This window comes from Parasutterella excrementihominis YIT 11859 (assembly GCF_000205025.1).
In the GTDB taxonomy this organism is placed as follows: Bacteria; Pseudomonadota; Gammaproteobacteria; order Burkholderiales; family Burkholderiaceae_F; genus Parasutterella; species Parasutterella excrementihominis.
In genome coordinates, this window is record NZ_GL883691.1 from 53,637 (window position 1) to 68,426 (window position 14,790).

The following is a 14,790-nucleotide window of genomic DNA, read 5'->3' on the forward strand; positions in this document are numbered from 1 at the left end:
AAAAGTCCGGTCTCCGCGGAGCTGACCTCCTCCTCTTCGGGTAGAGGAAGAGGAAAGAGGTCAGGAAGCCGCTGTAATCCGGGCTTCTTCCGATAATTCCGTTTTTTGGTCAGACGGCTTGGCTGAAGCTTTCCTTTTTTTGTATTGTGAGCGAATGATGGAATAAAGAATTAAGCCGATTAGAATCATGCAGATTGGGCTTGAGAATATTCCCAAAAGCAATTGACCGACATCTCCTTGTACCAAGGCCAGGGCACGCGCTAATTCACTTTCAGCCATTGTGCCGAGTACCAAACCTAAAACCAAAGGTTCTCTGGGAAGGTTGAAGTGCTTCATTGCACATCCCAATGCTCCGAAACCTATCATGACCCAAACTTCAACAATTGAGCCGTTGACGGCGTACGAGCCGATCACTGCTAACGCAAGCACTAATGAGGCAAGGATGGGTTTAGGCATTGCCAGCAATTTGACGCAGTATTTGGCACAAAGGATTCCGATGGGAATGAAAGCGACATTAGCGATGAGTAAACTGAAGATAAAGCTGTAAACAGTCTCAGCATTCTCTTGGAAAAGCGTTGGCCCGGGCTGGAGTCCATGAATCATCAGCCCGGAGATCAATACAGCCGATACGGCGTTGCCCGGGATGCCTAACGTAAAGGCAGGAACGAGCGAACCGCCAACTACGGCATTGTTGGAAACTTCTGAAGCCAAAACGCCTTCAGGGCAGCCGGCGCCGAAATGACTCGGATCTTTGGCGGATTTCTTTGCGTCATCGTAGGCAATAAATGAAGCGATGGACTGGCCGGCTCCCGGGACGATGCCGATTATGATGCCAATGATTGAGGCCCTGAGAGTCAGCATTTTGTATTTCAGGATTTCTCTCATCGCGCGGATAATTCCAGAGCAGGAAACCGAACTTTCGACTTTAACGGCATCTTTTTCGTCTCTTAACATTGAGACAACTTCCGGAAGAGAATAGAGGCCAATTAATGCAGTCACTAGAGATAAACCGTTGAAAAGTTCCGGCAGATCAAAGGTAAAGCGCGCTTCCCCGGTAATCGGATGCATTCCTACAATCGAAAGTAAGAGACCAAAAATACCGGTGATCATTCCTTTAACAATATTCTTTTCTGAAAGCGCAGCGATGATGGCGACTCCGAAAAGCGCCATGATGAAATATTCCTGAGAGCCGAATTCCAAAGCCAAACGCGCTAAAGGGGGAGCAAGAAATAAAAGGGCAAAGACAGAGAGAATTCCGCCGACTGCCGAACCGATCGTAGATAACGCTAAGGCGCGAGAAGCCTGCCCTTTCTGAGTCATCGGATAACCGTCAAGTAGCGTGCAGCAGTTCGAGGGAGTTCCGGGAATATTTAACAGAATTGCACTGATGGAGCCGGCGTAACTTGAAGAGGCATAAATGGCACCGAGAAGAGCCAGTCCCATCGCTGGGCTCATGCTGAAAGTGAAAGGTACCAGAAGGGCAACGCCCATAGTGCTCGTAAGTCCTGGCAGAGAGCCCACGACAATGCCCAGAATTGTCCCTAGGAGAACCATCCCCAGCATTCCGGGTTCCAATGCTTGGAAAAAAGCAGGAAAAAGTGCTGAAAGATCCATAGCTGCCCTCCTAAAAAGCCCATATCTCGCCGACAGGCAATCGTGTGCCGAGCAAGAGCGTAAAGAAGAAATAAACGCCGGTAAGGAATAGAAGCGTTACTCCTAGATAAACCAATAGGCTCCTTTTACGGATGCAGCCAAATCCGGCCATCACCAGTATTAAGAATAAGAATGTAGAGAAATAGTAGCCGAGCAGCGGGACTGCGACTGCGTAAGTTCCAACTAACAGCAGAATTGTCAAGGAGAGAGGAAAACCCGGTCTGTGAAACTCAAAGGAAAGAGATAGCTTTTCTGCTTTGAATTTTTTAAAGAGGGTGATTGCATTGAGTATCGAGAAAGACACGAAAAGCCAGCCCAAGAAGACCGGGAACTGTCGGGAGTCCGGTTCATATGAATAGCCTTTCCATAAGATCAGAGTTCCTGCGAGCAAAAGAAGAGTCGCTAGAAACGTTTCTTTTCGGATGTTCTCTTGTTCCATGATTGACTCCCGACAAAATGTTAGAAGAGGTTCTTGTTTTCTGAGACTAGTTTGGAGGTCTGAGAGACAATTCTTTGAGTTTCTTGGGCGTTTTTAAAGCCGATATCCAGCTTGAGTTTCTTGGTTTCAGCGATGAAATCCGGATCTTCGCAAATCCCTTTGATGCCGTTTTCTAATTTAGTTAATACTTCGGGACTTAAGCCTTTGGGCGCGCAAATGCCGCGGATGGCTGCGCCTGCAGGCGCGATATCTTTTCCGAAAGCTTCTTTGGCAGTGGGAGCGGAGGCTGCGGACTGGTCAGCGAATACCACGAGAATTTTAAGTCCGTTGCCGAGCTGCTTTTGTGCGGCAGAGAGTGTTGAAGCACAGAGGTCAACTTTTTTACCCATCAATGCTGTAAGTGCCTTACCTGAGCCGTTGAAGGGAACGAAATTTGTCTTAATACCAAGATCTTTTTCAGCGATCAGATGCTGGAGCTGAACATTAGACTGCGGACCGTCTCCGGCGACATTCAAAGTTTTGATTTTAGCTGCTTTGATGAAATCAGCTGCTGTTGTATAAGGACTGTCCTCGTTGACAACCCAGACAATTGGGTCAGATTGAACAGCTGCTATGAAGGTGAAATCATCCATAGAGAAAGGCACATTCTTACGCAGTTCCTTGATCATGATCATTGAAGGTAAAGAAGCTGCACCGATTGTGTAACCATCCGGTTTGGCTTTACTCAGAAGGGTCCAGCCGATTTGGCCGCCGGCTCCTGGTTTATTGTCAATGGTAAGAGTTTGACCGAGATGTTTTTCCGCGTATTTACCCATGATGCGAAGAAGGATGTCATTGCCGCCTCCTGCGCTAAAAGGAACGATTGTCAAGAGCGGCTTAGAAGGATAAATATCTGCTGCATAGGCTGAACCGGCGCCAAAGAGGCTTAGAGCGGTAAGAACAGAAAGGGAGGAAAGAAGGTTTCTGCGTTTCATGATTTTGTCCTTGGAATGGAAATAAAGTTTTGGGGATAATTTTGGTCAGAGCGTCGGATGGTCTTTGTCAAAAATTACTTTTCCATCGGCGACGATGGTCGGATGCCACATGATGAGATCGTAGTGACACGGTGCCTTGGTAACGCCGCCGAGGGTAAGGCTTGTGCCGATGCCGATATGACAGGTCCCGAGGACTCCTTCGTCTTCAAGCATGATTCCGCACATACGACACTTCGGATTCAAACCAATCCCGAGTTCTGCAATGTTGTAGCTGTTTTTGTCGGCGTGGCTGGCTAAATCTTTGCGAAGGATTTCTGCAGCCCTTCCGCCTTTGATTTCAGTGATAAAGCCCCCTTCGACTTTGCATATGACGGGTTCATCTACAAGGCCGATACCGAGATATGGAATTGAAGCATCGCATACAATAATCCCTTCTGCAGTCCCCTCTATAGGGGTTGTATTTGCTTCAATAGTGGGGATGGTAGAGAACTGACCTTTTTCAACTACGCAGTAAAGCGCATTTCCGCGTCTTCCTTTCGTATTGAAACGAAGATCAGTTCCTCCCGGAGAGGTGATATGAATTTCTTCGGCAGTTTCCAGGGCTTTGGCGACAGCAATGCAGGTTGGTTTGATTTGATCAAAGTCAGCTTCTATCCCGCCGTGCATCATAACTTCAGGGGTGAAATCTGTCATGACGATGATTCGAGCTCCGGCTGCCGCCGCATTTTTTACTGCATGTGTATGGGTAATAGAGTAACTGACGGGCACGATCACGACGTCCGCATTTTTCATGGCGGCGGCCACGGCTGCAGGCGGTTCTTCTCCGGCCCGTTTGCGAGGCTTCATACACATAATCATTACTTCTGCACCTCGGTCACAGGCAACGGCAGCAACGGCTTGAGCGATGTCTGTTTTAGCATAGTCAGTGACCAAAAGGACAGTTTCCCCGGCTTGCACTTTTGTAGCAACATCGACTAAAGTCTTGGCTCCCTTCATCATTAGAAGTTCTTTCATCACTTTTCCTTTCTTTGCGCCATCATCGAGCAGTCGCACCAATTTAGGGCATCCTTGCACAGCTATGACGCATTTAAGTTGGTTTATTGAGGCTTTGAAAACTAGTCAGGTTAATTATTGGTTGGATGATTCTGCTAGGTTTCAAAATAATCTATGCAAGAACTATGCCAAGTTTGCGCTATCTATTTGAAAATAGTTATACGAATGCACTGTTAAGTTGAAAACAGTTTCTGTCAAGATTTTTAAGCGAAGTGCAAGAAAGGACCTAGCATGGCATGGGATGAAGCGTGCAAGAAAACGATAATAGAAAGGCTATTTTTTGATTCAGTAATCTCCCCTTAGTAACCCCTGTTGGTATAAAAAAGCGGTTTTTTTTTATAACTTCTGTGGCTCACAGTGTTTCCACGCATTTCCAGAAGCCGGCGAGACTAATGCAGTAGATAGGTCCCTCGGAAGAAATATGAAAACCACTCCAAAAATCAAACAATTGACTTTAGCCTGCTTTTTGGCTGTGACATCAATGATGTTGACATCCTCCTCGTCATAAATGACAAGGATTCCATACCACCTCTGCAGCGGCCGTAGCCTAATGCTGCAGTCGGTCTCTTTGGGTTCCTGCTGACAGCGGCCTTACTGCACCACTCATACCACAGGCTAACCGGGCCTGCCCGGCCCTTAATATATTTATCGCTCCGACCTCATCTGCGTTGGAGCGGTAACCGCAGCCAATGCATGCAAAGGTCGCTTGCGATTTTCTGTTCTCTGCAGAGACAAACCCGCATCGAGGACAAGTTCGGCTCGTGTTTCTGGGATCTACTTTTATCAGCCTTCCGCCTCTCCGCTCTAATTTGTAGGAGAGCATCCGGAAAAAGCCATACCATCCCTGATCCAAAATTGATCGATTCAGTCCACTCTTCTGTTTGACGTTTTTGCCCGGCGATTCTTTTGTTCCGCTGGCAGAAGCGGACATGTTCAAGACCTTAAGGTCCTCAACGTATACGATGCTGTGGTTTTTAGCTATCTTTGTAGAGGTCTTGTGAAGAAAATCTCTTCGGCTGTCGGCTATATAGCGGTGCAATCGAGCAATTTTTCGCTTTGTCTTTCTGCTGTTTCTGCTTCCTTTCTTTTGCCGCGCAAGTTTCCTTTGCAGCTTGGCAAGTTTTTCCTGCTCCTGCTTAAAAGCGTTTAGAGGTTCAACGAAGTCACCGTTTGACATAGTCACAAAACGTTTGACACCCATGTCTATTCCTATTTCAGAAGGATTGGGAGCAGATGAGACGACTTCATACTCAGTCTGTATGCTGACATCCCATTTCTCCCCGCGCCGGCTGACAGTGACATTCTTAATGGTTCCGATGATATCCCTGCTTTTTCGATATCCCATCCAGCCGATTTTCGGCAGTCGGATCTGTTGTTTAACTTCATCAAGTTCAACGCCCTGGGGAAATCTGATGGAGTCATTCCGGAATTTTTCCTTGTACTTTGGAAAATTAGCCCGCTTCCGAAAGAAATTGGTGTAAGCCTGATCCAGGTCCTTCAGCGATTGCTGAAGAACTTGACTGTGACACTCTTTTAAGAAAGGATTTTTCTTTTTCCATTCAGGAAGTCTATTGGCTGCCTCAGCGTATTTGAAGGAGTGCTTGTTGTCTTTTTTGTAGAGCGACCTTTCAAGGGATAAGGTGCGGTTGTAGACGTAACGGGCGCAGCCACAGAATTGCTTCATCAGTTGACTCTGCATCCCGTTTGGTTTTAGTTCGAATTTAAAACCGCGCCTTATTAACACTTATGTTCCCCCACTGTGATGACCTATTGTAACGAAGTCGGATAGGCTGCATCATCGGGAAAAACGATATTGTAAAATCCGAGATAAATTTTGGGTGAAGTATCTTTGGTTCCGTTTCTCTTATTCCGCAATCAGCCGTGATGGGCTCTCGATTTCCACCGACAAATTAGGTATCAAAATATGCCGAACCACGAATCTGTGAGGCCCTTATATCACCGTCATGAATGACGGTGTTTTACGGGCCCTGTTGATAAAAAAGTTTCAGAGTCACCTGAGGTTGACTGATTTTGGATAGGTTAACCTAAAAAGAAAAAAAATGAGGTGCTCGAATATGAAGCACCTCAAGACAGGATTAAAACCACAGGTTAGCCCAAGGAGCGGGAGGCCAGTTGATCGAAAAGAGCCCTTTCTTCAGAGACGATCTTTGAAATTTCTGTCGATATCAAATCTATAACTTCACGATATAACGGACTTTCTGAATTAGAATTACGACAGTAAACGCAGAGAGGTGCATCCGGCCTGCCCCAGGCGGGCAAGACCAGCTCCAGCTTCCCGCTTTGAATCTCTTCTGCCACAACACCTAATGTTAAATCAACACTGATACCGACATCTTTTAAAAGCATACTTCTGCAGTACGATCCGTCGCCTTTTAAGACATGTGGCAAACGTTCCAGATCAATGCTGGTGTTTGGATCTGAAGTTTTATTTGCACTTTTCTTCAAGAGGATCGGAGAAAAAGCCGGGCTTGTCTTATAGCGAAGAAGCAGGACGTGTTTTTCTAAATCCTGAGCTTTTTTAGGAGCCGGATGTTCTGCCAGATACTTTTTGGAGGCAAGCAGGGGAAAACGGTACTCCGCAATTTGCCTGCAAGTAAGGGTTGGTTCCTCCTTGCGATAAAAACCAACAGAAATATCGGTTTCTCGTTCTATTAGTGCCCTCAGCCCCATATCTGCAGAAAATTCGAAAGTTACACCGCTACCTTCTCGTCGCTCATAGTTGACCAATTTTTCTAAGAGAGGTTCCTTATTAAGATTAATCGGCAGTGAAATACGAATACTGCGTTTAGGTATCTTCTGAAGATTAACGCCGATTTCTCGGCATTCATTTTCAAGACGGTCTTGCGCGGCAACGAATTCTTCAGCGAACGGAAAAATCTTTATTCCGTTTTCACTGAGTTTCATCGGGCGCGGACGATGAAGTACTAAGAAGAAGCCTAATTCGTCTTCTAATTTGGAAATCAGCCTCGAGGCATAGGGCAGGTCAATTCCGCATTCCTGCGCAGCATGACTCAGTGTTCGACCTTGACCTATTAAACAAAAAATCTTCCAACTGAGTTTTCGGTCGTACAGTTTCATAGCGACTCCTACAATTAAGTCTTGGTAATAATACCAATGAACAAGTTGTACGAAAGAACAACTTAGGATTTGGAAATCATACATTTTCATGAGTTCTACTTTTTCCTAACATGAAGGAAACTATTCCGAAGTCCTTGTTTTCTTGGAGACTATATGTTTGAAAATCCCTCATCTTTATTTCCTATGGCCAGATTTGTCCCGTATATGGGTGTGATTTGGACAATCCATGAAGCCTCCAAGCTTGGTTTTTACAATGGGCATCCGGAATGGTGCAATGTCGGTCAGGGGCAGCCGGAGGTCGGAGAGATCACGGGAGCGCCTCCGAGAATTAATTCAGTCAGCTTAGAAGAACCGATCGACGCCGCTTACGGTCCGGTCGGGGGAACCCCCGAGGTTCGAGCTGCGGTCGCTGATTGGATTAATAGAACCTATCGTCGTGGTCTGAAACCGTATTCGGCGGAAAACATATCTTTTGCTTCCGGCGGACGGTTAGCTTTGACGCGCCTATTTAGTATTTTCAAAGACGGCAGCCGGATAGCCTATAAAAATCCGGACTATACCGCTTATGAAGATTACTTGTACCCTCTGCGTCATTCTTGCGAATTGATTGAGTTAAGGGCGCAAGAGAAAAATGGTTTCATGGTTTCCGACACAGAATTTTCCGAATTCATTAAACAATACAGACCGGACGCTTATATCTTCTCAAATCCATGCAATCCTACCGGTCAATCAGTAAAAGGAGGATCTTTAGCCAACTATGTGGACATTTGCCGTAAAGAAAATTGTCTTCTCGGATGTGATGAATTTTATGCGACATTTGCCTATGAAGAGGATGGTTCACCCTCGAAAGAACCGGTTTCGGTGCTGCCGTTTATCGAAGATGTTAATAAAGATCCTGTAGTTGTCTTTGACGGACTGACTAAAGGATTTCGCTATCCCGGTTGGAGAGCTGCGTGGATGGTCGGACCTAAATACTTAATTGAAATGGTTAACAGAGCTGCCAGCGCTGTTGACGGCGGTCCGTCGACGATCGTTCAGAGAGCGGCAATTGAAGAGCTTTCTTCCGGACACGCAGAAGCTGAATTGCTTGCCACAAGAAAAGAATTTGCAGTTAAACGCAGGCTCATGATTGACGGACTCCAATCCATTGGAATAAGAGTCCCCGATCCGCAGCCTCTAGGCACTTTTTATGTTTGGGCCTCGCTTGAGAACCTTCCGGGAAAACTAACGGATGCAGATTACTTCTTCCATGAATGCCTTAAGAAAAAGGTTATCACTGTGCCCGGTCATTTCTTTGATGTTCGTCCTTACCGCAACCGTCCGACAAAAGAACCTTATAGCCATTTGGTTCGCTTCTCCTATGGTCCAAACCGTCGGACGGTTGCGACAGCTTTATCCCGAATGGCGGAAGTGATTCGAGAACATCGTTAGCACTGCATGCTTCCATAAGAACCACTGTTTCACACCGTGCGAACCTTCGAAAAGAAAGGATTCCACGGTGTGAAAGGTTATTGAATATGTCACAAATAACACAACTCCTCAAACAACACCGACGAAACTTGCACACCTATCCTGAGACAGCTTGGACCGAGTTCCAGACGACTTGGTACATCTATCAGCAGTTGATGACTTTGCCGTTCAAGCTACGACTTGGCAAGGAGATCTTGAACGAAGCTTTCGTTTTGAATCGAGATGAAGAAGAGGTCAAAAGCAGTACGAAACGTGCTTTAAACAATGGCGTTCCCAAAGAGTTCATTCACATTCTTGACGAATTTACCGGCGTAATGGCGACTTTTGAGACTCATAAGTCCGGACCAACGTTCGTTTTGCGTTTTGATATAGATGCTCTTCCGATTCAGGAAACGGAGGACGCTCAGCATTTGCCGAATCTGCTGGGTTTTCGTTCGCGGCATGATAATTGTATGCATGCCTGCGGACACGATTTTCATACGGCAATCGGTTTAGTGCTTGCAAGATGGATTTCCGAACAGCGAGCCAAACTTCGAGGAAAGATTATTCTTCTTTTTCAGCCAGCGGAAGAAGGTTCTCGCGGGGCCAGAGCGGTTTCGGCTTCAGGCTTGTTGGATGAGGCCGATTATTTTGCAGCCGCACATGTCGGAATGATGGCTCGTACAGGTGAAGTTGTCATTGATCCTTATGGCTTCCTGTGCGGAACCAAGTTCAATGTTGATTTCAAAGGTCGGGCTGCGCACTGTGCGAGTGAGCCCGAAGCAGGGAAAAACGCCCTTGCAGCAGCCTGTTCGGCGTTCATGCTCCTTCAGGGGATTTCAAGAAGCAGTAAAGGAGCGTCTCGGATCAATGTTGGAAAGCTCTCAGGCGGACGCGGCCGAAATATTATTCCGGATCAAGCTTACATGGAGATTGATCTCAGAGGAGAAACGACAGAGGTTAATGACTACCTAGTGAAGAGAACTCAAGAAATACTCAAAGGAACAGCTCAGTCATTGGATGTTCAACTTTCGATTGAAGATCTTGGGACGGTATATGACATCAAGAATGACCCGGAGCTTGTTGAATATCTCAAAGAGGTTGCAAGTCAATGTCCCCTTGTTAAAGCAGTCACGACTCACTCCGATTTCGGAGGCTCTGAAGATGCCTCGATCATAATTAAGCGTATTCAGCAGCTTTTCGGAAAATGTATTTATTTTGTGATCGGGGCCGATCGAACGGCAGGTCATCATCAGCCGGATTTCGATGCTGATGAGGCCGCTCTTGAGATCGGATTTGAAATGTTTAAGGGCCTGATCCGGAAGATCAATGGTTGTTAACTGCGGTTAACCATAACGGCATTAATTAAGCCTTGGATCCTTTTGTGGGTTCCAAGGCTTTTTAACTGTCAAATTTTTGAAAAATTATCTTTGTTCGGCTGATTCTTTGATAGATATCGGAGCCAAAGCCTGCTGAGGAGAAAGGACATCTCCGATTTCTGATTCGATCTCGTCTTCGAGCTCGTCCAAGAGATTTACGTCTTTGCCTTTTTTACTTAACGTATCGGTTAACTGTTCTTTGTTTAATTCTCCCACCCATCGACCGACGACAACACAGGCAATACCGTTGCCGATCATGTTGGTAATGGACCTTGCTTCGCTCATGAAACGGTCCACGCCGAGGATTAGTGCTAAACCGGCGACAGGGATGTCGCCGACGGCAGAAAGAGTTGCAGCTAACACGATAAATCCGGATCCTGAAACGCCGGCCGCTCCTTTACTAGTTAAAAGGAGAACCGTTAACAGCGTCGCCTGCTGAGTGAAGGTCATTTGGATGTCACAGGCCTGTGCAATAAACACCGCCGCCATCGTAAGGTAAATCGCTGTTCCGTCGAGATTGAACGAGTATCCGGTCGGAATTACAAGACCAGTGACGGAACGGCTGACGCCGGCTTTTTGCATTTTGGTAATCATTTGAGGAAGGACAGCTTCGGAAGACGAGGTTCCGAGAACGATGAGAAGTTCCTCTTTAATATAAGCCAGATAGCGAAGAATTGAAAAACCGTTGAAGCGACAAATCGCACCGAGGATGCCCAAAACAAAAAATAAGCAGGTGGCATAAAAAACCAGCATTAGTTTCCCTAACGGTAGCAGAGAGTGTATGCCGTATTTGCCGATTGTAAATGCCATGGCACCAAAAGCCCCGATTGGCGCGACCTTCATGATCCAGTTGATCATGAGGAAAAGGATGTCGGATCCTTTTTTAATAAGTTCGTAGACTGGGTGACGGGAGCCGCCCAAGAACTGGAGGGCAAAGCCGAAAGTGATCGAGAAGAACAAGACTTGGAGAATGTCGCCCTGCGCAAAGGCCCCGACAACGGAGGAGGGAATGATATGAAACAGAAAGTCCAAAGTCGACTGAGGCTTTTCGGCTGTTGCATACATCGAGACGGAATTCATATCTAATGTTGCAGGGTCAACATGCATTCCGGCGCCCGGCTGCAGTATATTTACTAAAAAGAGTCCGACAAATAGGGCAAGCGTTGTGACGGCTTCAAAGTAAAGAAGGGCTAAACCTCCGACTTTCCCGACTTTCTTCATGTCTTCCATTCCCGCGATTCCAATGACGACAGTGCAGAAAATCACCGGAGCGATGAGCATTTTAATGAGCTTAATGAAACCGTCCCCGAGCGGTTTCATGGATGCGCCGATATCCGGGAAGAAAAAACCTAAAAGAACACCGATAACAATGGCTGCAAGAACTTGCACGTACAGTACTTTATATAATGGTTTTTTCATTCAGTCACTCCTAATAAATGGGATAAATCCCCGTTAGTTAAGGGTTTTATCTAACAACAAAGGAATGATTTTGCGGTACGGTTTTTACGCTCTTGTGACAAGTATCCCAAAAGAGGTATTCGGTAACAATTTGAATAATTTATAAAATCTGTCTTCTAATGCTCATCTGTCCGTCCAAATAAAAAAATCCGAAGCCTTTTGAGCCTCGGATTGAGATGATTTTTCAGCGAGTGGCTATTCTGTTGCAGGGGAGGCAATCCCCCCGAAGGTCATGGAAGCAACATAAGCGGCCGTGAAGTCTTCAGGCGACATGCCCGGTACGGCAAAACGGAACTGTGTTGTCTGGCCCGGTGCGAGAGCCGGCGTGACACGGGAAACCAACAGAGCGTTTGTATAAGCGTTCGGGTCCCCGTTGGCGTCCTTTCCGTACACGCGGATATCAAAAGCGACATTGGTATAAGTAATGCTTTGCGGGTTGACGATAGTGAGAACAAAATCACTGCCTTTTGCGTTTCCGGAAGGTTTGTCAATGGACATTAGGAATGTTGCACCGTTAACACGGATACTGGATAGCTTTCTTGCGTCCGGCATTAAAACTGCTGTGGACGGCGGAACCAGCATCTCAAGGTAGTCCACTTGCTTTTGGAGTTGAAGTACAGTCTCTCTGAGATCCTGAACTTGCTGAGATAAAGGCACGGATTTAGATTTCGGCGCCGTACCGGCAGCCTGAACCATGGCAGAAGCAGATAGGCCTAAAGCGGCAGCCAAAAGAAAAGGAAGAGTTTTTTTGATCATGCAGACCTCCGTTAATTTTCAGGAAAGCATACAGATTCAAATCCAACTGTGTTCCTTTCTATGCGCATTTAAGGTACACGAAATTGCAGCTCAAAATTGATTTTCGGGCTCTGTCCGCGAGGAAAAGTTACTAATATAAGACTGTAAGTCTCAGAGCGTTCGGAGGAATGAAAAGTGAAGTGGTTCGGAGTGGATTATCGCTATGTGATTGCCGGAGTCGGTGCCGTTTTTATTTTGGCTTATGAATTTGTCGGAACCCAATCCGGAGAAATTCAGCCGGATAAACAGGAAGCTCAAAACTCAAAAGCACTTAGCGTAGAAGCCCTAAACGAAAAACTTGCTTCCGCACTCACAGCAAATTCTGCTTCGCTCGAAGGAGTCAAAGCCTCTGTCTTAGGTCAGGACGAAAAATCCAACATCAACGTGCGTTTAAATTTTGCTGCACGCAAGGGCCCTTCTTTTACAGACGCAGAAAAGAAATACTTCAAAACCTTCCTGCTCGGATTAACTTGTGTTGAAGCGCCGTCCTATTACGACCACAGCATCGGAAACGTAAACTACGAATTTTTAGACGGAGAAGGGACGCGGTTTGACAGTGCGAAGATTCAAACCAAAGCTTGCCTGAATTTCGATAAAAACCTGAATTCAACGTATATCTCCAGAGACCTGCTTCCGGCGATCGGTTCAATCCTGCACGATCAGCCGAAGACGGCTCAGCAGCTCCTTAAAACGCCTTACGCCAAAATTCCTGAAATCGAAAGTGAGGACGGCTACGAAGTCACGCCTCTGGGTGTTTCTGAAGACGGTGTGATCCGCTACCGCATCAAACATACTCAGAATCTTGCCGCTAACTTCTCTCAGGAAGATAAACATCGCTTGGTGACCGGAGGCTTTAACGGTGTTTGTCTGAACCAGCAGTTCAGAGACCGATTCAAAGAAGGATTTCCTGCTTACGAAATCGAACATGTCGATAAAAACAATCAGTTGATTGACAAGGTTTTTGTCTCTGAAGATACGTGTCGAAGCGGTCGACCGGACGGCCGCTGATCATTCTGTTGTTTCGGATCCTTCTGGTGATGGTTTCAGCCTGTAACATATACAGCAGCTAAACCAACAAGATTAAGACTATGGCTTCAAATTCCACATGGGGATCCAGAATCGGATTCATTCTGGCAAGTGCAGGCTCTGCCGTCGGCTTGGGCGCGATTTGGAAATTCCCTTATCTTGCCGGCAATAACGGCGGTTCTGTTTTTCTTCTCTCTTATCTGCTCTTTACCTTCACAGTCGGTGTGGCGATGCTCATCAGCGAGTACGTCATCGGCCGAGAGGGCAGAATGGGTGCGATCGGCTCATTAAAGAAAGTGGTCGGCAAGCACTGGGGCGTGTTCGGCACGGTCGGTGTCGTTACCGCTTTTGCGATTCTTTGCTTTTATTCCTGCGTCGGCGGCTGGTGTATCAAATATTTGATCGACGCGTTCACAGGAACCGGAATTGTCTCTAATGCGGACGAACTCAATAAAAACTTCGGTTCGTTTGTGAGCAACGGCGCCTTAGCGTACTTCTATCAGATCATCTTCTTGCTCGCCAACGCGGTGATTGTTTCATTAGGCGTACAGAAAGGGATCGAACGACTGGCTAAATTCCTAATGCCGGTGCTCTTTATCCTCATGCTCATCTTAATTGTCCGAGGATTAACGCTTCCCGGCGCCGTTAAAGGTCTGGAATATCTCTTTAAACCGAACTGGAGCGGCTTTACCTCGTCTGCGATCTTTAACGCGATGGGATTTACTTTCTTCTCGCTGTCTTTAGGCGCGGCCGTGATGGTAACTTATGCCGGCTATCTCTCCGAGAAAGTCAATCTTTTAACCTCTACGGCTTGGGTTGCATTCCTGGCGATCATGGCTGCTGTGCTCGGCGGCTTAATGGTGATGCCTGCCGTGTTTGCCTTTAATTTGTCTCCGACTGCGGGTCCCGGTCTGACATTCGTGACGATGCCGGCGATTTTCTCGCAGATGCCGTTCGGTGTTTTCTTTGCGATTCTTTTCTATTTCTGCTTGGTTGTGGCGGCGATTACGAGCTCCATGTCCATGCTTGAAGCCGTAGTGGCTTCACTTTTGGACTATACCCGTCTGTCCCGAGCGGCCGTGACTTGGATCACAACGGCTTTGGCTGCGTTCATCGGCCTTTTCTGCACTCTGAGCTTCGGATCCCTGTCCGACTTCAAGATGTTCGGCAAGAACGTGTTTGATTTGCTCGACTTCCTGACGAGCAATGTCGGTATGCCGCTGTCTGAAATTGGCTTCAGCGTGGCAGCGGCTTGGATTGCCTGGAAGGTGACGGCTAAGCAGCTTACCAGTGCCGGTCCCGTGCAGTCTTGGCTGCTCTGGGCAATTCGTATCGTGATCGGTATTCTGTCGCCGCTTCTGATTGTTACCGTGGTACTGACCGGTCTTCTCTGACAACAGCTTATTGAGATCACGAAATCGGCAGGCGAGCTTTTGGCTTTCCCGTCGGTTTGAATTTTCGATGT

The 14,790-nt window shown here is 46.8% G+C and carries 12 protein-coding genes; 4 read left to right on the forward strand and 8 right to left on the reverse strand.

The window, feature by feature from the left end:
• Window positions 1-60: 60 nt before the first annotated feature.
• The 6 genes from HMPREF9439_RS04005 to HMPREF9439_RS04030 all read right to left on the reverse strand — a co-directional run bounded on the left by HMPREF9439_RS04005 (window position 61) and on the right by HMPREF9439_RS04030 (window position 7,308).
• Entirely contained in the window at window positions 61-1,614 is a 1,554-nt protein-coding gene (locus HMPREF9439_RS04005; RefSeq protein WP_008863806.1) for a tripartite tricarboxylate transporter permease, read from the reverse strand.
• Between the two features lie 10 nt (window positions 1,615-1,624).
• Window positions 1,625-2,092: a tripartite tricarboxylate transporter TctB family protein gene (locus HMPREF9439_RS04010; protein ID WP_008863807.1), complete on the reverse strand. Its 468-nt coding sequence runs from the start codon at window positions 2,090-2,092 to the stop codon at window positions 1,625-1,627.
• A gap of 20 nt (window positions 2,093-2,112) precedes the next feature.
• Window positions 2,113-3,066, reverse strand: coding sequence for a tripartite tricarboxylate transporter substrate binding protein (locus HMPREF9439_RS04015; RefSeq protein WP_008863808.1), 954 nt, complete (start codon window positions 3,064-3,066; stop codon window positions 2,113-2,115).
• A 45-nt stretch (window positions 3,067-3,111) separates the two neighbouring features.
• Window positions 3,112-4,080, reverse strand: a complete 969-nt coding sequence (locus tag HMPREF9439_RS04020) for an aminopeptidase (protein WP_021868592.1) — start codon at window positions 4,078-4,080, stop codon at window positions 3,112-3,114.
• Window positions 4,081-4,666: 586 nt separating this feature from the next.
• Window positions 4,667-5,863 (reverse strand): RNA-guided endonuclease InsQ/TnpB family protein, encoded by a 1,197-nt coding sequence (locus tag HMPREF9439_RS04025; protein ID WP_157645823.1) that lies wholly within the window; start codon window positions 5,861-5,863, stop codon window positions 4,667-4,669.
• A gap of 365 nt (window positions 5,864-6,228) precedes the next feature.
• A complete protein-coding gene (locus tag HMPREF9439_RS04030; RefSeq protein WP_008863811.1) occupies window positions 6,229-7,308 on the reverse strand; it encodes a LysR family transcriptional regulator in 1,080 nt (359 codons plus the stop codon).
• Between the two features lie 63 nt (window positions 7,309-7,371).
• On the opposite strand from HMPREF9439_RS04030, the gene HMPREF9439_RS04035 reads away from it, so the two are divergent.
• Window positions 7,372-8,649, forward strand: a complete 1,278-nt coding sequence (locus HMPREF9439_RS04035; RefSeq protein ID WP_021867749.1) for a pyridoxal phosphate-dependent aminotransferase — start codon at window positions 7,372-7,374, stop codon at window positions 8,647-8,649.
• Window positions 8,650-8,735: 86 nt separating this feature from the next.
• Window positions 8,736-10,007 carry an amidohydrolase gene (locus HMPREF9439_RS04040; RefSeq protein ID WP_008863813.1) on the forward strand — a complete coding sequence of 424 codons (1,272 nt, stop codon included), beginning with the start codon at window positions 8,736-8,738 and terminating at the stop codon, window positions 10,005-10,007.
• An 84-nt stretch (window positions 10,008-10,091) separates the two neighbouring features.
• Here HMPREF9439_RS04040 and HMPREF9439_RS04045 read toward each other — a convergent pair whose 3' ends face one another.
• Both HMPREF9439_RS04045 and HMPREF9439_RS04050 read right to left on the reverse strand, forming a co-directional pair.
• On the reverse strand, window positions 10,092-11,465 hold the full coding sequence (locus tag HMPREF9439_RS04045) for a dicarboxylate/amino acid:cation symporter (protein ID WP_008863814.1): 1,374 nt from the start codon (window positions 11,463-11,465) through the stop codon (window positions 10,092-10,094).
• Window positions 11,466-11,699: 234 nt separating this feature from the next.
• Window positions 11,700-12,260, reverse strand: a complete 561-nt coding sequence (locus HMPREF9439_RS04050) for a hypothetical protein (protein ID WP_021867752.1) — start codon at window positions 12,258-12,260, stop codon at window positions 11,700-11,702.
• 174 nt (window positions 12,261-12,434) lie between these two features.
• Between HMPREF9439_RS04050 and HMPREF9439_RS04055 the strand changes: the two genes are divergently transcribed.
• Window positions 12,435-13,307: a hypothetical protein gene (locus tag HMPREF9439_RS04055; RefSeq protein ID WP_008863817.1), complete on the forward strand. Its 873-nt coding sequence runs from the start codon at window positions 12,435-12,437 to the stop codon at window positions 13,305-13,307.
• 80 nt (window positions 13,308-13,387) lie between these two features.
• Window positions 13,388-14,719 (forward strand): sodium-dependent transporter, encoded by a 1,332-nt coding sequence (locus HMPREF9439_RS04060; RefSeq protein WP_008863818.1) that lies wholly within the window; start codon window positions 13,388-13,390, stop codon window positions 14,717-14,719.
• The last annotated feature ends 71 nt before the right edge of the window (window positions 14,720-14,790 follow it).